This is a genomic window from Rhizobium sp. NFACC06-2, assembly GCF_900101425.1.
Taxonomy (GTDB): domain Bacteria; phylum Pseudomonadota; class Alphaproteobacteria; order Rhizobiales; family Rhizobiaceae; genus Agrobacterium; species Agrobacterium leguminum.
The window spans coordinates 14,496-35,025 of the sequence record NZ_FMVA01000008.1; the positions used below are offsets into that span (position 1 = coordinate 14,496).

Sequence of the window (20,530 nt, forward strand, 5' to 3'; positions counted from 1 at the left end):
CATGGACCCGCTGAGCCCGGAAGAAATCGAACGCTACAAGCGCCATATCCTGTTGCCGGAAATCGGCGGCGTGGGCCAGCAGCGGCTGAAGGCGGCGCGTGTGCTGGTCATCGGGGCCGGTGGTCTCGGCGCTCCTGTCCTGCATTATCTTGCCGCCGCCGGTGTCGGCACGCTCGGCATGATCGATGACGATGTGGTTTCCCTGTCCAATCTGCAGCGACAGGTGATCCACGATACCGGTACGATTGGGGAGCTGAAGACGGAGAGCGCGCGCAAGGCCATCGCCCGGCTTAATCCGCATGTCCGCACGCTTGTTTGTGAAGAGCGCTTTTCGCAGGTCTGGGCGCATGACCATCTGCCATCCTTCGATCTTCTGATCGACGGCTCGGATAATTTCGATACGCGTTATACCGCCGCCGATGCGGCGGAGGCTGCAAAAAGACCGTTGGTAACGGGGGCTGTCGGCCGTTTTGATGGTTCGGTGACGGTGCTGAAACCCTATGATACAAATGCCGAGGGCGCTCTGCTGCCCGGCTATCGCGACCTGTTTCCGGAACCGCCGCCGCAGGGCCTCATTCCCAATTGCGCGGAAACAGGCATTGTCGGCGCGCTGACAGGGGTTATCGGCACGCTTATGGCCATGGAGGCGATCAAGGTTATCACCGGTGCCGGCGAGCCGCTAATCGGCCGCCTGCTCCTCTACGATGCCCTGTCGGCCCGTTTCGAAACCGTGCGATACAAGCGGCGGGCAACTGGGAAGAAACCATGATCGAGATCGCTAAGATCGGGGAAGAATTCAATCGCTGGCAGGAATTGCTGGCACTTATCATGTCCTCCTTCGCCTATATGGATGGCGTCATCGATCCGCCGTCGTCGGCTCATCGCCTGACGCTTGGAAATCTGGCGGAGAAGGCAAGGGTGGAGATCGCTTTCGTGGCGCTTGATGGCGACGAGATTGTCGGCTGCCTGTTTTGCCGGCCGGAGCCGCCCGCCTGTCTTTATGTCGGCAAACTCTGTGTTTCCCCGAAAGCGCAGGGAAAGGGTATAGGCAAGATGCTTCTGGAGCAGGCCGAAGCGCTGGCGCGCGAATTGGCGTTACCGGCGCTGCGGCTGGAAACCCGTATCGAGCTTATCGCCAATCATACCAAATTCGCCGCCTGGGGTTTCGTCAAGACCGCCGAAAACGCCCATGCCGGCTATAACCGTACGACCTCTATCGAAATGACCAAATTCCTCCGCTGAACCGGCTTAGTTCCGCCCCGGCAGTACCCGGTTCGGCGGACGGTGGCCGTCGAACAGCGTGCGGATGTTGATGATGACCTTATCGCCCATTTCGATACGGCCTTCGATCGTCGCAGAGCCCATATGCGGAAGCAGCACGACCTTGCCTTCCTTGGCGAGCTTGATGAGCTTGGGGTTCACCGCGGGCTCATTCTCATAGACATCGAGACCGGCGCCGGCGATCTTGCCTTCGCGCAGGCACTGGATCATCGCCGCCTCGTCGATGATATCGCCGCGTGCGGTATTGACGATGTAGCTGGTCGGCTGCATCAGCGCCAGCCGCCGCGCTGAAATCAGGTGATAGGTTGCGGGCGTCGAAGGGCAATTGACGGAGACGATATCCACCCGTGCCAGCATCTGGTCGAGGCTGTCCCAATAGGTCGCCTCAAGCTCCGTCTCGGTGGCCGGATTGACGCGTTTGCGGTTGTGATAATGAATGGAAAGGCCGAAGGCCTTGGCGCGCCGCGCAACCGCCGTTCCGATGCGGCCCATGCCGACAATGCCGATGCGCTTGCCGGAAATGCGCCGCCCGAGCATCCAGGTCGGCGACCAGCCGAGCCATTCGTCCGCGCCGTTGGCGAGCACCCGTGTGCCTTCGATCATGCGGCGCGGCACGGCGAGCACCAGCGCCATGGTGATATCCGCGCTGTCCTCGGTCAGTACATTGGGCGTATTGGTGACGGTAATGCCCTTTCGGGCCGCGGCATCCACATCCACATGGTCGATGCCGTTGGAGAAGCTGGCGATCAGCTTTAGCTGCGGCCCTGCCTGCTCGATCATCGCGGCGGTGATGCGGTCGGTGACGGTCGGCACGAGCACATCCACCCTTTGCATGGCGGCGACAAGCTCCGCCTCGCTACGCGGGGTATCGTCGATATTCAGTTCGGCATCGAAGAGTTCGCGCATTCTGGTTTCGACGACGTCAGGCAATTTGCGGGTGATATAGACTGTCGGTCTCTTCTTGTGGGTCATCGTTTGCCGCTGCCTTGTTCAGAAGTCATTAACCAGAAAGAGCGATAATTTCTTTCAATCAGGGCGTTTCTACCAGACCCACCGGCGAAGACAAACAAAACTCGCTGAAGCTTGAGGCATGTGGAAACGAGCCTCCTTAAATATCATCCGGTTTGCAGAAGGCGGGAAACGGAAATGGGCATGCGCAGTGTGGTTTCTATCGTTTGCATTGCATTGTCTTTGGGCCTCCTCGGTGCGGCAACCGACGCCATGGCGCAGGGTGCCGCCAAAGGCGCAAGTGGCCTGCCGCTGCCGCGTTTTGTCAGCCTGAAATCCAAGCGCGTCAACATGCGCATCGGACCGAGCACGGATTATGCCGTGTCATGGATGTATCTGAAATCGGGAATGCCGGTGGAAATCATTCAGGAATATGAAAACTGGCGGCGCATCCGCGATGCCGACGGCACGGAAGGCTGGGTCAACCAGGCTCTGCTTTCCGGTGAGCGCACGGCCGTTGCTGCTCCCTGGATGCGTGGCAAGGGTAAGGAAGTTTATGTGAACATGCGCCGTGAGGCGCAGTCGGGCGCTTCCGTCGTGGCGCGGCTTGAGCCGGGCGTCGTCTTCAGGATCGGCGAATGCAATGGCGACTGGTGCCGCGCCGAGGCCGGCCAGGCCTCGGGCTGGGTTTCGCAGGGCGAAATTTGGGGTGCTTACCCCGGTGAAGCCTTTAAATAAGGCCGTGCTTCTCGCCAAGCGCCTTGAGCGATGACATCGGGCGCGGCCCGACCTGCTGAATGACGGCGGCAGCCGCAAGGCAGCCGAGCTTGCCGCAATCTTCAAGCGACCGGTCCTGCGTATAACCGAACAGGAAGCCCGCAGCGAAAAGATCGCCGGCGCCCGTCGTGTCCACCACATCATGCACCGGACAGGCTTCGACCTTCACACGTTCCGTGCCGCGTAGGATGACGGCGCCTTCCTCGCTCATCGTCACCGCTGCGATCTTGCAGTCGGCTGCGATTTTGGTCAGCGCAAGCTCGAAATCGTCGGTTTCGTAAAGCGAAAGCGCTTCCTGCTTGTTGGCGAAAACAATGTCCACAGTACCCGAACGCATCAGGTCGAGGAATTCGTCGCGATAGCGGCCAACGCAGAAGCTGTCGGAAAGCGTCATGGAGACTTCGCGGCCGTTTTCATGGGCAATGCGGGCGCATTCGCGAATGGCGTCCTTGGCGCGCGGCGGGTCCCAAAGGTAACCCTCGAAGTAGGTGACTTTTGTATCCGCCACCACGTCTTCTTCCACGTCTTCAGGACCGAGATCGACGCAGGCGCCGAGATAGGTGTTCATCGAACGCTCACCATCTTCGGTCACGAAGATCATCGAACGCGCAGTCGGCGGGAAGGTGCCTTCCGGCTTGGTTTCGAAATAGACCCCCTGCGCGCGAATATCGTGCTGGAAGATTTCGCCGAGCTGGTCTTGTGCCACCTTGCCGAAATAGGCGGCCTTGCCGCCGAAATTGGCCACACCCGCCGCCGTGTTACCAGCGCTGCCGCCGGAGGCTTCGAGAGCCGGTCCCATCAGCGAGTAAAGCAACTCGGCCCGTTCCGCATCGATGAGGTTCATCGCGCCTTTGGTAATGGCATTGTCGTTGAGAAAGCGATCGTCGCAGCGGGAAATGATGTCGACGATGGCATTGCCGACAGTCAGTACGTCGAATTTCGTCATAGGCCCTATCCGTTTCGCACAGGGTGTGCGTATTTTTCGAAAGGTCTTAAACATTTCTCGCGGCAAGAAAAGCCCAAACAGAAAATATGCCGTTCTCCGCGAGGAGCGAAAACGCGTCATCTGCCTGTAATGTGGTTAAGCTATTTCATTTCTCAGAGCAAAAGGTGTGTGAATGCATACCGGAATGGAAGGCATGAGGGTCTTCTGGCTCAACCGTTATCTCCGCCACGGATGTACTGGCGGCATATAACGGCCATAAAAGGCGGGGGAGACCCCGCTTTTTCTTTTTGGGTAACGTTCGGCCTTGCGAATTTTACGGGCCAAAACGCGCTTTCTGCCCAAAGCGGCTCACGAGTTTTGTCTTTCTTGGACGCCATATGGCGAAAACAAAGAGTGGGAGCGTTTTCGCGATTCCATTCCCGTGGAAAAGGCTCTAAAGCGGAGTATCTCCCGCAAAAGCCGCGAAAGCTTTCCCTCCATGTCTGCCGTTGCCGCGAATGTCGCCCCGATTTTCATTCTCATCCTGATCGGCTGGCTCACCGTCAAGGCCGGTCTGTTCAGGGCCGATGCTGGCGATATCCTCAGCGATTTCGTGTTCAAGATCGCCGTGCCGACCTTGATCTTCCGCACACTTGCGGAAGCGAATTTTCACGGTGCTTCGCCCTTCCGGCTCTGGATCACCTATTTCGCTGGCGTGGCCATCACCTGGACGGTCGGGCATATCGTCACCCGTTATGTTTTCAAGCAAGATGTCCGCATCGCCGTCATCGCCGGCATTTCCTCGGCCTTTGCGAATAATATTTTCATCGGCCTGCCGCTGGTTGGGCGGTCCGTGGGGGAGGAGGGGCTGGTCGCTCTCTCCATCCTGCTCGCCATCCATTTGCCGGTCATGATGATCGCCGGCACCATCCTGATGGAAAATGCCACGCACAAGGCGGTCGGTGGCGAAAAACGGAGCATGGCTGCGGTCTTCAAACAGGTGGGCCGCAATCTCATCACCAATCCGCTGGTGATCGGCCTTGTCATCGGGCTTTCGACCAATGTTTCCGGTGTGGCGCTGACACCAATTTTGAAAACCGTGGTCGATCAGATCGCCTCGATGGCGGGGCCGGCGGCGCTTATTTCGCTCGGCATGGCGCTGACGAAATATACCATCCGAGGCAACATGGGCATTGCCGTCACCATGACGGTGTTCAAGCTGCTGCTGCTGCCCGCCTGCGTTTGGGCAACGGGTCATGCGCTCGGTCTCAGCCGGGAATGGACTGCGGCGCTCGTGCTTACCTCGTCGGTGCCGACTGGGGTCAATGCCTGGCTTATCGCCAACCGCTTCGGCATCGGCCACAGCGTTGCCGCCTCCACCATCAGCATTTCCACAGCGACCGGCGTTCTCTCCGTGTCGCTATGGGCATGGCTGCTGAGCTGATTATTCTGCCGAGTTGATTATTTCTGGGCGCTCAGAATCTTGAAGCGGGCATTGCGGCACACCTCAGTGCTGGTGCGGAATTCCGCCGCGAGCACCGGCTCATAGGGCATGCCGCGATTGGCGACCATCAGCAGCTTGCCGCCGCTGCGCAGCGCGCCGGCGGCAGCCTTGATGAAGGCCTGGCCGATGGCAGGTTCTGCTGCCTGTCCCGCCGCATGGAAAGGCGGGTTCATGATGATGAGGTCGTATTTTTCCTTCGGCGGCTCGTTTGCCAGGTCCTGCCAGAAGAAGCGCGCCGTCAGCCTCGGATTGTTTTCGAGAAGATTGGTTTTGGCGAATTCCAGCGCATTCCAGTCCGCCTCGAACAGATCGATACGGGCCGTGCGCGGCGATTTCTCGGCCAGCATGACGGAGAGATAACCCCAGCCCGCACCGAAATCGGCGGCATTGCCGTCAAAATCTGTAGGCAAACGCGATGCGAGCAGTTCCGAGCCGTCATCCACGCGGTCATGGGAGAACATGCCGGGCAGGGCGGTGAAGCGGCCTTCGACCGTCACCGGCTTCTGGGCGAGCTTCGACACGGCAGACGCAATATCGTCCGGCCGTTTGAACCAGAGCGCGACGCCGTGGTACTTCGGCGTCGATTCCACCTCGATGCCAAGCTTTGCCAGTGTCTTGCGCAGCGTCACGATACCGTCTTCCTTCGATCCGGCCGCGACGATCAGGCCTCCGGCCTTCGCGCGCGAAAGCGCTTCGGCGACGCGGTTTTCATTCTCGCCGCGATGTTTGCCGCAAAGCAGCAGCGCCGCATCGTAATTCTCGCCCGAAATATCCGGTGTCACCTCCGCACCCTGAGCCTGCAGAGCACGATAAAGCGGCCGTAGATGCTGAACCGCGACGATCTCCGCGTCAAAACCGTTCAGCAGGGGACCGGCTTCCGCTCCCAGAAACAGAACGCGTTCGCCCTCTTTCGGCATGGAAAGCATGTCCGAGGCAAAGGGATGGAAAAGGGTTTTCACGGCGTCACGGCTCATGGGAGCATCCTTAAGGTCGAATAGAAAAAAGGCGCGGGCAAAACCCGCGCCTCGATAGGGTCTGGCGGCGCGGCCTTATTCGGCAGCGGCTTCGCCGTCTTCCTTCTTCTTGTCGGCAGCGACTTCCTTGCCGGTTGCCTGGTCGACAACCTTCATGGACAGGCGAACCTTGCCACGCTCGTCGAAGCCCATCAGCTTCACCCAGACCTTGTCGCCTTCCTTGACGACGTCAGAGGTCTTGGCGACACGCTCGGAAGCGAGCTGCGAGATGTGGACGAGGCCGTCACGGGCACCGAAGAAGTTGACGAAAGCGCCGAAGTCAGCGGTCTTCACAACCGTGCCTTCGTAGATCTGGCCGACTTCCGGTTCCGCAACGATCGAGTGGATCCACTTGCGGGCCGCTTCGATTTCCTTGCCGGAAGAAGAAGCGATCTTGACGGTGCCATCGTCTTCGATGTTGATCTTCGCGCCGGTCTTTTCGACGATTTCGCGAATGACCTTGCCGCCCGAACCGATGACTTCACGGATCTTGTCGACCGGGATGTTCATCACTTCGATGCGCGGCGCAAATTCGCCGAGCTGGCCGCGGCTCTCGGTGATGGCGTTGGCCATTTCGCCGAGGATGTGCTTGCGGCCACCCTGTGCCTGCTCCAGAGCGATCTTCATGATCTCTTCGGTGATACCGGCGATCTTGATGTCCATCTGCAGCGAGGTGATGCCGTCGGCCGTACCCGCAACCTTGAAGTCCATGTCGCCAAGGTGGTCTTCGTCACCGAGAATATCGGAGAGAACCGCAAAGCGCTCGCCTTCGAGGATGAGGCCCATGGCGATACCGGCAACCGGCTTGGCCAGCGGAACGCCGGCATCCATCAGTGCGAGCGAGGTGCCGCAAACGGTTGCCATCGACGAGGAGCCGTTGGACTCGGTGATTTCGGAAACGACGCGGAGCGTATAGGGGAACTGTTCCGCAGTCGGCAGCATCGGGCGGATAGCGCGCCATGCGAGCTTGCCGTGACCGATTTCGCGACGGCCCGGGGAACCCATGCGGCCTGTTTCGCCGACCGAGTAGGGCGGGAAGTTATAGTGCAGCAGGAAGCGTTCCTTGTACATGCCGGTCAGGCTGTCGACATACTGCTCGTCTTCGCCGGTGCCGAGGGTCGCGACAACGATCGCCTGGGTTTCACCGCGGGTGAACAGCGCCGAACCGTGGGTGCGCGGCAGCAGGCCGACTTCCGAGATGATCGGGCGAACGGTCGACAGGTCGCGGCCATCGATACGGCTCTTGGTGTCGAGAACGTTCCAGCGAACGATTTTCGCCTGAAGGTGCTTGAAGACAGCGCCGATTTCTTCCGGCGTGTACTTGGCTTCGCCTTCTTCCGGCAGGAAGTGCGCCTTCACCTTTGCCTTGACCGCATCGACGGCGGCGTAACGGGCTGCCTTTTCGGTGATCTTGTAGGCATCGCGCAGTTCGGCTTCGGCGAGCGCCAGCATTTCGTTTTCGAGCGCGGAGAAATCTTCCGGTTCGAATTCGCGCGGTTCCTTGGCAGCAACTTCGGCGAGCTTGATAATCGCGTCGATAACCGGCTGGAAGCCGCGATGACCGAACATGACGGCACCGAGCATGATTTCTTCGTTGAGTTCCTTGGCCTCGGACTCAACCATCAAAACGGCGTCCTGCGTACCGGCAACGACGAGGTCGAGAACAGACTCGTCCATTTCGTCCAGATGCGGGTTAAGAACATACTCACCGTTGATGTAGCCAACGCGCGCGCCGCCAACCGGGCCCATGAACGGAACGCCAGAGAGCGTAAGCGCTGCGGAAGCCGCAACCATCGACAGGACGTCCGGGTTGTTTTCCAGATCGTGCTGGATGACGGTGACGACGACCTGCGTGTCGTTCTTGTAGCCTTCCGGGAAAAGCGGACGGATCGGACGGTCGATCAGGCGCGAAACCAGCGTTTCGTTTTCGCTCGGACGGCCTTCGCGCTTGAAGTAACCACCGGGGATCTTGCCGGCTGCGTAGGTCTTTTCCTGATAGTTGACTGTCAGCGGGAAGAAGTCCTGACCCGGCTTCGGAGACTTTGCGGAAACCACGGTCGCGAGAACCATCGTCTCGCCGTAGGTTGCGATGACGGCGCCGTCAGCCTGACGGGCAACCTTGCCGGTCTCGAGCTTCAGCGGGCGGCCTGCCCATTCGATTTCCACGGAGTGTTGATTGAACATATCTTGTCCTTGGTTGTGGCTGCCTGCTCCGGCGTCGTGACCGGCGGAAGCAGCGCTATGACTCAATCACGGGCAAGACAGCGGGAGGCTTCGAGAAGCAAGCATCCGGCAATCCTGCCCCATGACAGGTCTGCGGTTGAAAAAGGCGGCGCCGGCCCATCCGGGTCACCCTTATCGTCCGGGGGCCACATCAGCGGCGAACGCCCGGAAATTCATGCGGCCTCAAAAGACCGGATATAAAAACCGGCGGGCATCGTTGCGAAACCCGCCGGAGAAGTTATTAGCGGCGAATGCCGAGAGCACCGATCAGCTTGGTGTAACGGGCTTCGTCCTTCTTCTTCAGATAATCGAGAAGCGAACGACGGCTCGAAACCAGCGTCAGAAGGCCACGACGGGAGTGGTTGTCCTTCTTGTGGTCCTTGAAGTGACCGGTCAGGTTGTTGATCCGCTCGGTCAGGATAGCAACCTGAACTTCCGGCGAACCGGTGTCGCCTTCCTTCGTGGCATATTCCTTGATGAGGGCGGCTTTGCGCTCTGCAGTAATCGACATCGGACGATCCTTTCTGTTTTAAGGAAAAATGGGACGCCTAAAGCCGGGATGTCGTCCAGCTCTGGCCATTCAGCAGCATAGGCAAAGCCCAAGCTGGCGCTGCCTATAAACTATTCCGGGTGCAATTGAAAGAGGCGATTGACAGCCCCTCTCGAGCCTCGACTTAGCCGAAAACACGCTTCGGCCGGAATTCGCCTTCGCCGATTTCGCCAATGGCGACGAGCTTGCCATGCGCGGTGGCATAGGCTTCCGGATGGTTGGCCGGTGCATCGCGCCCGCGCAGCAGGATGGGGTTGCCCATCTTCAGCCTGTGCGCCTGATCGTCGTTGATGATGAGGCGGGGAAGGGCGGAAAGCGCCTCGGCCGTGTCGATCAGGAAGGCATCCAGCGCCTCCAGTCGCTCGTCGCGATCCTCCACGGCTTCCAGCGCCGTCAAGGTTTCGAGCGGCACCATCATGTCTTCGCCGAAGGGGGCGACCATGGTGCGGCGCAGTTCCGAAATATGACCGAAACAGCCGAGATCGCGGCCCATGTCGCGCGCCAGCGCGCGTACATAGGTGCCTTTGCCGCATTCCACTTCGAAATGCGCTGTATCGGCATCGGGGCAGGCCAGCAGCGTCAGGCGATGGATTTCCACCTCGCGTGCGGGAATTTCCACGGTCTCGCCGTCTCGCGCCAGATCATAGGCACGCTCGCCGGCGATCTTGATGGCGGAAAATTGCGGCGGTGTCTGGAGGATCACGCCGGTATAATTGGGCAGGATATCGAGGATCGCCTGTTCATCCGGGCGTTGATCGGAGGAATCGACCACTTCGCCTTCCAGATCGTCGGTCGAGCGTTGCTCGCCCCAGGTGACGGTAAACTCGTAGATTTTCCGGCCGTCCATCACGTAGGGCACGGTTTTAGTGGCATCGCCAAGCGCGATGGGCAGCATTCCGGAAGCGAGCGGATCGAGCGTGCCGGCATGGCCGGCCTTCTGGGCGTTGAACAGCCATTTGATCTTGGAAACGGCCTCGGTCGAGCCGAAATCCAGCGGCTTGTCGAGAATGAGCCAACCGGAAATCGGGCGGCCCTTGGGTTTGCGGTTCTGCTGTTTGCGTGGTTTGGACATGCTTCAGTTCTGTTCGTCGTCTTTTTCGTTCGAAGGTCCAAGATCGCGCTGTACTTCGGGCGAGCGCAGAAGCGCGTCGATCTTCTGGTAATTGTCGAAACTCGTATCGTCGCGAAAACGCAGTTCCGGCATGTATTTCATCTGCCGAAGCTGCGGGCCGAGACGGCCGCGCATGTATTTTGCATGGCGGTTCAGGGCGCTGATGATATCGGTGTGGTCGGCAACGCCGAGCGGCGTCACGTAGGCGGTGGCGATCTTAAGATCGGGCGACATGCGCACTTCCGAAATGGAAATGACGGTGCTTTCGATCAGATCGTCGCGGACTTCACCGCGCTGGAGAATCTGGGTCAGTGCGGCGCGCACCTGTTCGCCGACGCGCAGCATGCGTTGCGAAGGGGCGGATGATGTTGCTTTTGCCATTGGTTATGTCTCAAACGGAGCGAGCGCCGGTAAGCCGGCGCCCGACAGTAAATTCCTGTTTTGCGGCGAGAACGCTCTTTGTTCTAATCGCATTTCCGGACGGAAAACCGGGGTCCACTTTTCCTGGGAATACTTTAGAGCGTTCTCGTGATGTGTTCGACGCGGAAGCACTCGATGGTGTCGCCGGCGCGGATGTCTTCGTAGTTTTCGAAGGCCATACCGCATTCCTGACCGACCGGCACTTCTGCCACTTCGTCCTTGAAGCGCTTGAGGGTCTTGAGCTTGCCTTCGTGGATGACGACGTTGTCGCGTACCAGACGCACACCCGCACCACGCTCCACCTTGCCTTCGACGACGCGGCAACCCGCGACCTTGCCGACCTTGGTGATGTTGAACACCTCGAGGATTTCCGCGTTGCCGAGGAAGGTCTCGCGACGCTCCGGCGAAAGCAGACCCGACATCGCTGCCTTCACGTCATCCACCAGATCGTAGATGATGTTGTAGTAGCGGATCTCGATGCCGGCGCGTTCGGAGGCCGTACGTGCCTGTGCGTTGGCGCGAACGTTGAAGCCGATGATCGCGGCGTTGGATGCCTCGGCAAGCGAGATATCCGATTCCGTGATGGCGCCAGCGCCCGAGTGAACGATACGAGCGCGGACTTCATCGGTGCCGAGCTTGTCGAGCGAAGCGATAATGGCTTCGACCGAGCCCTGCACGTCTGCCTTGATGACCAGCGGGAATTCCTTCATTCCCGAAGTCTGCAGCTGGCTCATCATCTGTTCCAGCGAGCCGCGCTGGCCGGTCTGACGTGCGACGGCCTTGTCGCGTGCCAGACGCTGGCGGTACTCGGAAATCTCGCGAGCACGGCTTTCGTTTTCGACAACCGCGAAACGGTCACCGGCAGATGGCGTGCCGGAAAGACCGAGAATCTCGACAGGCATGGCCGGACCGGCTTCCTTGACGTGTTCACCCTTGTCGTTGACGAGGGCGCGAACGCGGCCCCACTGGTCGCCGGCGACGATGATCTGACCAGGCTTCAGCGTACCCTTCTGCACGAGAACTGTGGCGACTGCACCACGGCCGCGGTCGAGTTCCGCTTCGATGACGGTACCTTCTGCGGTACGGTTCGGATCTGCCTTGAGGTCGAGAATTTCAGCCTGCAGCAGGATCGCTTCAAGCAGCTTGTCGAGACCGAGCTGTTTCTTGGCGGAAACTTCCACGTCAAGCACTTCACCGCCCATGGATTCCACGAAGACTTCGTGCTGCAGGAGCTGCTGGCGAACCTTTTCCGGGTTTGCCTCGTGCTTGTCGATCTTGTTGATCGCAACGACGATCGGAACACCGGCTGCCTTGGCATGGTTGATGGACTCGATCGTCTGCGGCATCACGCTGTCGTCAGCGGCGACCACCAGAACGGCGATATCCGTCGCCTGCGCACCGCGGGCACGCATGGCCGTAAAGGCGGCGTGGCCGGGGGTATCGATGAAGGTGATCTTCTGGCCGTTCTTTTCGACCTGATACGCACCGATATGCTGGGTGATGCCACCGGCTTCGCCCGCAACCACATTCGCCTGACGGATGGCGTCGAGCAGCGAGGTCTTGCCGTGGTCGACGTGGCCCATGATCGTGACAACCGGCGGACGCGGCAGCATTTCGCCTTCGTCGTCTGCCTGGTTGAAGATGCCTTCTTCCACGTCGGATTCAGAAACGCGCTTGACGGTGTGGCCGAATTCGACGGCGATCAGTTCCGCCAGATCGGCGTCGATCACGTCGCCCGGCTTCATCATCTGGCCTTCCTTCATCAGGAACTTGATGACGTCGACGGCGCGTTCGGACATGCGCTGCGACAGTTCCTGAATGGTGATGGTTTCCGGCAGGATCACTTCGCGCATGACCTTTTCACGGGTCTCCTGCATCTGGCTGCGGCGGAATTTTTCCTGGCGGCGGCGCATGGATGCCATGGAGCGTCCGCGCGGCGTGCCGTCTTCATCCAGGTTGGACGAGGTGACGGTCAGCTTGCCGCGACGGCGTTCTTCTTCCGTCTTCAGGCGTGCAGCCGGCTTTGCCGGTGCAGGCGCGGCGACCTTGCCACGAACCGGCAGGTTGCCACGGCGTGCACCGCGATCGTCCTCGTCGTCGCCATCGGTACGACGTCCGCGCGGAGCAGCGGTTTCGGGAGTTGCGCGAGAAGGGGCGGCAGCGGCGGGCTGAGGACGAGCCTCGGCGCGCGGCGCCGGCTGGGCGGCGGCAGCCGGCTTTTCATCGACCGGTTCCGACTTTGCTTCCACGGCGGGCTGGCTTGCGGCCAGCTTGGCGGCTGCGGCCTCTTCGACGGCACGGCGTGCGGCCTCTTCCTTTTCGGCGGCGATGCGGCGCTCTTCTTCCACCTTGCGGCGCGCTTCGTCTTCGGCGCGCTGCTTGGCTTCGATCACGTCGCGGGCCTGTGCTTCCATCAGCGCGCGGCGGCGGGCTTCCATCTCGCCTGCCGACAGGTCGTGCAGGACGTTGCCGCGCGGACGCTCAGGCTGGCGCTGCTGCGGTGCGGACGAGCCGGGACGCTGCTGCGGCTGGGAGGAACCCGGACGCTGCTGCTGGCCGCTGGGCTGGTGGATGCGCTGCTGCGGCGCCTGCGGACGTGGTGCTGCCGTGGGGGCAGGAGCCGCCGGCTTCGGAGCGGGCGCTGCAACCGAATGAACCTGCTTCTCGTCTTCAGGACGCATGGGGCGGCGCTTGCGTGTTTCCACGACAACCGCGTTCGTGCGACCTCGACCCATATCCTGCCGCACGGTGCCCTGATTCATCCCGCCCGGCTTGAGGGTGAGAGTCTTCTTAGGCTGTGCGTTAAGTGTCTTGTCGTCGTTGTTGTCGGTCATTCCGTTCCCGTTCCTTCGGACGAGAACCGGATGACGTTCATCAGGTCTCGTCGTTCAATTGCTGCATCGGAACGCGGCGACCGTTCATGTCGGGCAACCGCGTCATTGTTCTGTCCGGGCAGCGTCGCGTTCCGCCTGAGATTGGCCGCCAAGGCGGTACCGCTCAAGCATCGTTGCGCGCTTCACTACACCCTCACCCGCCTGCCCTGCAAGCGCGCAGGCATGGATAAAAGCATTCTGGCCCATCAACTCGTCCATTTCGGCGCCGCTGAAGAGCCGGAAGGACGGAATTTCATTGCCGGCATCGCTGCCGAGCGCCCAGGCCTTGCGGGCCTGGTCCAGTTTTCTCACGCCGTCTGCCGCAGCATCGGTCGCGTGGAACACGGCAATCGCATTCCCCGAACGGACGGCGGCGTCGACTTTCATCGCGCCGCTGATGAACTGGCCCGCCTTGCGCGCCATGTTCATCATGCCTGCAAGCTGCTGCGCCATCAGCCGGTCGAGAAGAGCAAGAAGCTCCGGCCCGGCTTTAACGTCGCGTCTGAGAGCCCGCGCGAAGAGCTTCTTCGCGATGGCCTTCTCGATCAGGGCGCGCTCGGGTGTTACCCAGCAACCGCGCCCCGGCAATTGGCGTTTCAGGTCCGGAACGACGTTGCCGTCCGGGCCTGCGACGAAGCGGATCAGCTCATCCGGCGATCCGCTCTGCCGTGTCACAATGCACATACGTCCGTTGACGTCGCCCTTGATCCGCCCGTCATCGTCAGTCTCGGGCAGATCGTCCGGCTCATGCACCTGCGATGTCATTCCTGCTCGGCGGTATCCGCCTCCTCGGCAGCCTCAGGATCGGCTTCCTCTGCGGAAGCAAGCTCCTCGGCGGTGATCCAGCCTGCCAGAAGACGCGCCTGCACCACCATGTTCTCGGCTTCGACGCGCGAAACATCGAGCTTGGAGAAGATGCCTTCGAACTTCTTGGTCTCGCCGTCCTTGCGCTCGCTCCAGCCGACCAGGTCGTCCGCCGCGCAACCGGCAAAATCCTCAATGGTCTTGATGCCGTCTTCACCCAGCGCCACCATCATCTGCGAGGTCAGGCCGTCAATCTGGCGCAGCTCGTCGGAAACGCCGAGTTCCTTGCGCTTGGCGTCCATTTCGGCTTCCAGGCGCTCCAGATATTCGCGGGCGCGGGTCTGGATTTCATCGGCGGTGTCTTCATCGAAACCGTCGATCGAGGAAATTTCGTCGAGATCGACATAGGCCAGCTCTTCGACCTGCGCGAAGCCTTCGGAGGCCAGAACCTGACCGACCATTTCGTCGACGTCGAGGGCCTCCATGAACAGGGCCGTGCGCTCGTTGAATTCCTTCTGGCGGCGCTCGGATTCTTCCTGCTCCGTCATGATGTCGATATCCCAGCCGGTCAGCTGCGATGCCAGACGCACGTTCTGACCGCGACGGCCGATGGCGAGCGACAGCTGCTCGTCGGGAACTACCACTTCGATGCGCTCGGACTCTTCATCCAGAACGACCTTGGCGACTTCTGCCGGCTGCAGGGCGTTGACGATGAAGGAGGCCGGTTCCTGGCTCCACGGGATGATGTCGATCTTTTCGCCCTGGAGTTCGCCGACAACCGCCTGAACACGCGAACCGCGCATACCGACGCAGGCGCCCACCGGATCGATCGACGAGTCGTTGGAGATGACGGCGATCTTGGCGCGCGAACCGGGGTCACGGGCAACCGACTTGATCTGGATGATGCCGTCGTAGATTTCCGGAACTTCCATGGTGAAGAGCTTCACCATGAACTGCGGATGGGTACGCGACAGGAAAATCTGCGGGCCACGCTGTTCGCGGCGAACGTCGTAGACGTAAGCGCGCACGCGGTCGCCGTAACGCATGTTTTCCCGCGGGATCATCTCGTCACGACGGATGATGCCTTCGCCACGGCCGAGATCGACGATGACGTTGCCATATTCGACGCGCTTGACGGTGCCGTTGACGATTTCGCCGATGCGGTCCTTGAACTCGTCATACTGGCGGTCACGCTCGGCTTCGCGCACCTTCTGCACGATGACCTGCTTGGCGGACTGGGCGGCGATACGGCCGAAATCCATCGGCGGCAGCGGATCGGCAATGAAGTCGCCAAGCTTGGCATCCGGGTTGCGGTCGCGGGCCAGCTCCAGCGGGATCTGGGTCGAATAATCCTCGGCGGCCTCGACAACTTCCAGAAGACGCTGCAGGCGGATTTCGCCGGTCTTGGAGTTGATGTCGGCGCGGATGTTGGTTTCCGAACCATAGCGCGAGCGGGCGGCTTTCTGGATAGCGTCGGCCATTGCGGCAAGCACGATTTCGCGGTCGATGACCTTTTCGCGCGCCACAGCATCGGCGATCTGCAGAAGCTCAAGCCGGTTAGCACTCACTGCCATTTTTCTATCTCCGTAAGTCGCATGATTGCGGGGTTCGCCCTTGTTTCCGGGCTTTACGTTGGAATTAGTCTTCGTCTGCTTCGTTTTCGTCGTTCTGGTTTGCGGCGGCGGCCTTGGCCGCCTTGTCTGCCCGCAGCGCATCACGAATAAGATCGTCCGTCAGAATGAGCTTCGCATCCGAAAGCGCGCTGAACGGAATGATGACTGTCGGTTCCTCGCCATAGGCGATCTGGTCGCGTTCCAGCTTGAAGCCGTCCGCATTGACCTCGACGATCTTGCCGCGAAACCGCTTGCGGTTCTCGACCAGAATGGAGGTTTCGACCTTCACCAGATGACCCTGCCAGCGGGTGAAATCCGATTTGCGAACCATCGGCCGGTCGATGCCGGGCGAGGAAACTTCGAGATGATACGCTTTATCGACCGGATCTTCCACATCAAGAACCGGTGAAATCGCCATGGAGACGGCTTCGCAGTCTTCGACGGTCATGGTGCCGTCTTCGCGTTCGGCCATGATCTGAAGCGTCATGCCGTTCTGGTTGGAGAGCCGCACGCGCACCAAGAGATATCCCATGCCCGTCAAAACAGGCTCGATGATCTCGGCGATGCGCTGGTCGATGCCCGTTTCGGTTATCAGTCGCGGTTCATGTGCGGTGTCTGCCATCTGGCCTTCCGGTCTTTGATGTTCACCGGGCCTTCTGCCCGTGGTTTCCGGTTCGCCTAACGAAAAAGAGCGGAGCCTCGCGGCCCCACTCTTCATCAAGCGATCAAGAATTTCAGGGCTCATATAGACCCATCGGGGCGGGATTGCAAGGTTTTAGCGGGCTCTTCCGCTTTGGGTGCCGCCCCCGTCACATTTTCACCCTTACCATGTCGGAAAGGCTGGCATGATCGCCGGCACTGTCTATAGTTGCCGTTTGACAAATCGCAGTTGCATCAAGTGGACAGAGCGTGCCTGACCGTAAATCGCCACTCGCGCCTTTAAGGCATTTGACTTACAGACGAATCTGGATCGCCAGCCTTGCCTCGAATTTCGGCGGATTGATCCAGGCGGTGGGTGCCGCATGGATGATGACGTCGCTCTCAAGTTCGGAAAACATGATCGCGCTTGTGCAGGCCTCCACCTCTTTGCCGATCATGCTGTTCTCGCTGATTTCAGGGGCGCTGGCCGATAGTTTCGACCGCCGCCGCATCATGATTTCGGCGCAGCTTTTGATGCTGACGGCCTCCGTGCTGCTGACGGTGTTCGCCTGGTCCGGCTGGCTTACGCCGTGGCTTCTGCTTTTCTTCACCTTCATGATCGGCTGCGGCACGGCGCTCAACAATCCGTCCTGGCAGGCCTCCGTCGGCGAAATGGTGCCGCGCGAGGATTTGCCGGCCGCCGTGACGCTGAACAGCGTTGGCTTCAACATCACCCGCAGCGTCGGCCCGGCAATCGGCGGCATCATCGTCGCGGCCGCCGGCGCCGCTGCCGCGTTTTTCGTGAATGCGCTGAGCTATTTCACGCTGATCTACGCCCTGTTTCGCTGGCAGCCGCCCAAATATGCCTCGACCCTGCCGCGCGAGCAGCTTCTGGCCGCCATTTCGGCCGGCATGCGTTATGTGGCGATGTCGCCCAATATCGGCAAGGTGCTGGTGCGTGGCTTCCTTTTCGGCCTTTCCGCCAGCGCCATCCTCGCTTTGATGCCCATCGTTGCCCGCGATCTGGTCGAAGGCGGCCCTCTGACCTACGGCGTCATGCTGGGCGCCTTCGGCGTCGGTGCGATTGGCGGTGCGCTGATCAGCGCCAGATTGCGCGAGGTCCTGTCGAGCGAATGGATCGTGCGCGTCGCATTTCTAGGCTTCGCCTTCAGCGCTGGCGTAACAGCGGTTAGCACGAGTGCGATCGTCACCTCGCTGGTTCTGACCGTTGCCGGCGCCTGCTGGGTTCTGGCGCTGTCACTCTTCAACACCATCGTCCAGCTCTCCACCCCGCGCTGGGTGGTAGGCCGGGCGCTCTCGCTCTACCAGACGCTCACCTTTGGCGGCATTGCGGTCGGCAGCTGGCTGTGGGGCGAGCTGGCGGAAGACTATGGCATTTCTTACTCGCTGCTCTGTTCGTGCGCGCTGATGCTGCTTGGCGTCGTCGTCGGTCTCAAGCTCGCGATGCCCGCCTTCGCCTCACTCAATCTCGATCCGCTCAACCGTTTCGTTGAACCCCCGCTGAGGTTGGATATCAAGCCGCGCAGCGGCCCCATCGCCATTCTGATCGACTATGAAATCCATGACGAGGATCTCGGCGAATTTTTGCCGCTGATGGCCGAGCGTCGCCGTATCCGCATCCGGGACGGTGCCCGCAACTGGAACCTGATGCGCGATCTCGAAAACCCCGACATCTGGACCGAAAGCTACCATGTGCCGACCTGGGTGGAATATGTCCGCCACAACCATCGCCGCACCCAGGCGGATGCGGAGGCCTGGGACCGGCTGCTCGAGCTTCACCGTGGCAAGACGCGACCAAGGGTGCACCGGATGATCGAGCGGCAGACCATTCCGCCGACCGACGATATCTTTCACAAGCCCCATACCGATCAGCATTGAGAGGCGAGGGCTAAAAGCGGATTATCTCAGCTTCGCCTTCAGCGTCGCATCCGGAAAACATGTAGGCGCAAGACCGTTTTTCGCCTGCCAGTCGCCGAGTGAGCGACGCGTCTTGAAACCGGCCAGCCCATCTGCCTTGCCGACATCGTAACCCTTGGCCACGAGCGCCTTCTGCATGGCGAGAACATCGGAGCGCAGCATCGACCCGACATTGCCCCATTCACCCTTGAACGGGCCCGCCCCATGGGCGATGCGGTCGGCGAGATTGCCGATGAACAGCGCGTAGAGATCGGAATTATTATATTCCTTGATGACGTAGAAATTCGGTGTCACCACAAATTCCGGCCCGTGCCGCCCGGCCGGCACCAGCATCATGCCATCGGCGGATAGGTCATTGGCCGGAAAGGCTTTTCCGGAAATGCGGGTGATGCCCATCTTCGCCCAGTCGGCCACCGGCCGGGCAAGATCAGGGCCTTCCTGCGCGCAGGAAACATTGGTGGGGATCGACACTTCGAAACCCCAGTCGCGATTTCTCTGCCAGCCGCGCTGGGAAAGATAGTTCGCTATGGATGCCAGCGCGTCCGGCACGGAATTCCAGATATCGCGATGGCCGTCGCCATCGAAATCCACGGCATATTTGAGATAGCTCGATGGCATGAATTGCGGCTGGCCGAGCGCGCCGGCCCAGGAGCCCATCATGCGCGAGGCTGCGATATCGCCGCTTTCGACGATCTTCAGCGCATCGATCAGCTCGGCGCGGAACATCTCCTTGCGGGTCGACATATAGGCTTTCGTGGCCAGTACATCGACCACGGAATGCGGCAGTTTTGCCCGGCCGAAGCCGGATTCGCGGCCCCAGATCGCAACGACGATATCGCCGGGAACGCCGTATTTCGCCTCGATCCTGCGCAGCGTCGCCGCATGGGTGGCTGCAAGCGAACGCCCGGTGCCGGCCAGCCCCTGCAGCCGTTTTTCGGAGAAGTAGGCGCCCGGCGAGGAAAATTCCGCCTGACTCTGGCTCTGTTCCTTCGGCGGCTTCTGACCGGGAATGACGAGATCGGGCAGGGTCCAGCTGATGGAGAGACCGCTGAGCGTAGCTTCAAGCGTCTTTTGCGAAATGCCGGCCTTGCGGGCTTCCGGCCAGATTTCCTTTTTCAGCCAGGCATTAAATTCAGCGTCATATCTGGCTGCCGCTGCTCCTGTCGGTGCCGATTGCGCCAAGGCCGGCGTCGCTGAAAAAACGGAAAGAAGTGCAGCCAGTGCCTTTGGGGCAAAATGGTTTCGCATTCGGTCTCCTCTTTGAATGACGGGGAGGGAGGGTGGCTTCAGATCGTCGTGCGCGCCCTAAGCGCCGCCGTCAATGTGCCTTCGTCGAGATAATCGAGCTCACCACCCACCGGCACGCCATGCGCAAGCCGGGTGATCTTGATGTCCAGACCGGAAAGGCGGTCGGTGATGTAGTGGGCGGTTGCCTGCCCCTCCACCGTCGCATTGACGGCGATGATAAGCTCGCGAATGCCGCCGGCGCTGACACGGTCGATCAGCCCCTTGATATTCAAATCCTCCGGCCCGACGCCGTCGAGCGGCGAAAGCGTGCCGCCAAGAACGTGATAGGCGGTGTTCATCGCACCCGTCCGCTCCAGCGCCCAAAGATCCGACACGTCTTCCACGACGATGATGACCGACTGGTCGCGCCGGTCGTCAGTGCAGACGGTGCAGGGATCGATCGTATCGACATTGCCGCAGCAGGAGCAGATCTTCACCTTGTCATAGGCCTCGCCCATGGCATGGCCCAGCGGCCCGAGAAGCTGTTCCTTCTTCTTGATGAGATGCAACGCCGCCCGCCGCGCCGAACGGGGGCCAAGCCCCGGCACTTTTGCCAGAAGCTGGATCAGTTTTTCAATTTCAGGACCGGTGACTCGTTTTGCCATGAGCGCTTTCTACTGCATA

The 20,530-nt window shown here is 60.6% G+C and carries 18 protein-coding genes; 5 read left to right on the top strand and 13 right to left on the bottom strand.

What is annotated here, in order from left to right:
* The first annotated feature begins 1 nt into the window (after position 1).
* Both F3H58_RS14745 and F3H58_RS14750 read left to right on the top strand, forming a co-directional pair.
* Positions 2-769, top strand: coding sequence for a molybdopterin-synthase adenylyltransferase MoeB (locus F3H58_RS14745; protein WP_149742716.1), 768 nt, complete (start codon positions 2-4; stop codon positions 767-769).
* Positions 766-1,242 (top strand): GNAT family N-acetyltransferase, encoded by a 477-nt coding sequence (locus F3H58_RS14750; protein ID WP_149742717.1) that lies wholly within the window; start codon positions 766-768, stop codon positions 1,240-1,242. Before F3H58_RS14745 ends, F3H58_RS14750 begins: the two co-directional genes overlap by 4 nt.
* Before the next feature lie 6 nt (positions 1,243-1,248).
* Here F3H58_RS14750 and F3H58_RS14755 read toward each other — a convergent pair whose 3' ends face one another.
* Positions 1,249-2,253 carry a 2-hydroxyacid dehydrogenase gene (locus F3H58_RS14755; RefSeq protein ID WP_149742718.1) on the bottom strand — a complete coding sequence of 335 codons (1,005 nt, stop codon included), beginning with the start codon at positions 2,251-2,253 and terminating at the stop codon, positions 1,249-1,251.
* 180 nt (positions 2,254-2,433) lie between these two features.
* Here F3H58_RS14755 and F3H58_RS14760 point away from each other — a divergent pair, with 180 nt between their 5' ends.
* Positions 2,434-2,967, top strand: a complete 534-nt coding sequence (locus F3H58_RS14760) for an SH3 domain-containing protein (RefSeq protein ID WP_026363850.1) — start codon at positions 2,434-2,436, stop codon at positions 2,965-2,967.
* On the opposite strand, the gene F3H58_RS14765 is transcribed toward F3H58_RS14760, so the two are convergent.
* Positions 2,960-3,952 carry an adenosine kinase gene (locus F3H58_RS14765; protein ID WP_149742719.1) on the bottom strand — a complete coding sequence of 331 codons (993 nt, stop codon included), beginning with the start codon at positions 3,950-3,952 and terminating at the stop codon, positions 2,960-2,962. The genes F3H58_RS14760 and F3H58_RS14765 overlap by 8 nt on opposite strands.
* A 478-nt stretch (positions 3,953-4,430) precedes the next feature.
* Here F3H58_RS14765 and F3H58_RS14770 point away from each other — a divergent pair, with 478 nt between their 5' ends.
* Positions 4,431-5,375, top strand: a complete 945-nt coding sequence (locus F3H58_RS14770) for an AEC family transporter (RefSeq protein ID WP_149742720.1) — start codon at positions 4,431-4,433, stop codon at positions 5,373-5,375.
* 17 nt (positions 5,376-5,392) lie between these two features.
* On the opposite strand, the gene F3H58_RS14775 is transcribed toward F3H58_RS14770, so the two are convergent.
* The 9 genes from F3H58_RS14775 to rimP all read right to left on the bottom strand — a co-directional run bounded on the left by F3H58_RS14775 (position 5,393) and on the right by rimP (position 16,664).
* Positions 5,393-6,409, bottom strand: coding sequence for a class I SAM-dependent methyltransferase (locus F3H58_RS14775; RefSeq protein ID WP_149742721.1), 1,017 nt, complete (start codon positions 6,407-6,409; stop codon positions 5,393-5,395).
* Between the two features lie 75 nt (positions 6,410-6,484).
* The gene (pnp, locus tag F3H58_RS14780) at positions 6,485-8,632 is read right to left on the bottom strand and encodes a polyribonucleotide nucleotidyltransferase (protein ID WP_149742722.1); all 2,148 of its coding nucleotides are present in this window, start codon (positions 8,630-8,632) and stop codon (positions 6,485-6,487) included.
* 280 nt (positions 8,633-8,912) lie between these two features.
* The gene (rpsO, locus tag F3H58_RS14785; protein ID WP_004439050.1) at positions 8,913-9,182 is read right to left on the bottom strand and encodes a 30S ribosomal protein S15; all 270 of its coding nucleotides are present in this window, start codon (positions 9,180-9,182) and stop codon (positions 8,913-8,915) included.
* A 163-nt stretch (positions 9,183-9,345) separates the two neighbouring features.
* The gene (truB, locus tag F3H58_RS14790) at positions 9,346-10,293 is read right to left on the bottom strand and encodes a tRNA pseudouridine(55) synthase TruB (protein WP_149742723.1); all 948 of its coding nucleotides are present in this window, start codon (positions 10,291-10,293) and stop codon (positions 9,346-9,348) included.
* A 3-nt stretch (positions 10,294-10,296) separates the two neighbouring features.
* A complete protein-coding gene (gene rbfA / locus F3H58_RS14795) occupies positions 10,297-10,713 on the bottom strand; it encodes a 30S ribosome-binding factor RbfA (protein WP_065656377.1) in 417 nt (138 codons plus the stop codon).
* A gap of 134 nt (positions 10,714-10,847) precedes the next feature.
* Positions 10,848-13,586, bottom strand: a complete 2,739-nt coding sequence (gene infB / locus F3H58_RS14800; RefSeq protein WP_149742724.1) for a translation initiation factor IF-2 — start codon at positions 13,584-13,586, stop codon at positions 10,848-10,850.
* A 102-nt stretch (positions 13,587-13,688) separates the two neighbouring features.
* On the bottom strand, positions 13,689-14,390 hold the full coding sequence (locus tag F3H58_RS14805; protein WP_149742725.1) for an RNA-binding protein: 702 nt from the start codon (positions 14,388-14,390) through the stop codon (positions 13,689-13,691).
* Positions 14,387-16,003 carry a transcription termination factor NusA gene (nusA, locus tag F3H58_RS14810; protein WP_059758923.1) on the bottom strand — a complete coding sequence of 539 codons (1,617 nt, stop codon included), beginning with the start codon at positions 16,001-16,003 and terminating at the stop codon, positions 14,387-14,389. Before nusA ends, F3H58_RS14805 begins: the two co-directional genes overlap by 4 nt.
* A 64-nt stretch (positions 16,004-16,067) precedes the next feature.
* Positions 16,068-16,664 carry a ribosome maturation factor RimP gene (rimP, locus tag F3H58_RS14815; RefSeq protein WP_059758925.1) on the bottom strand — a complete coding sequence of 199 codons (597 nt, stop codon included), beginning with the start codon at positions 16,662-16,664 and terminating at the stop codon, positions 16,068-16,070.
* A 287-nt stretch (positions 16,665-16,951) separates the two neighbouring features.
* Between rimP and F3H58_RS14820 the strand changes: the two genes are divergently transcribed.
* Entirely contained in the window at positions 16,952-18,580 is a 1,629-nt protein-coding gene (locus F3H58_RS14820; protein WP_003524308.1) for an MFS transporter, read from the top strand.
* Positions 18,581-18,601: 21 nt separating this feature from the next.
* On the opposite strand, the gene F3H58_RS14825 is transcribed toward F3H58_RS14820, so the two are convergent.
* Together F3H58_RS14825 and recR are read right to left on the bottom strand one after the other, a co-directional pair.
* A complete protein-coding gene (locus F3H58_RS14825; protein WP_149742726.1) occupies positions 18,602-19,867 on the bottom strand; it encodes a lytic murein transglycosylase in 1,266 nt (421 codons plus the stop codon).
* A 38-nt stretch (positions 19,868-19,905) separates the two neighbouring features.
* Entirely contained in the window at positions 19,906-20,511 is a 606-nt protein-coding gene (gene recR / locus F3H58_RS14830; protein ID WP_003524309.1) for a recombination mediator RecR, read from the bottom strand.
* Positions 20,512-20,530 lie beyond the last annotated feature (19 nt).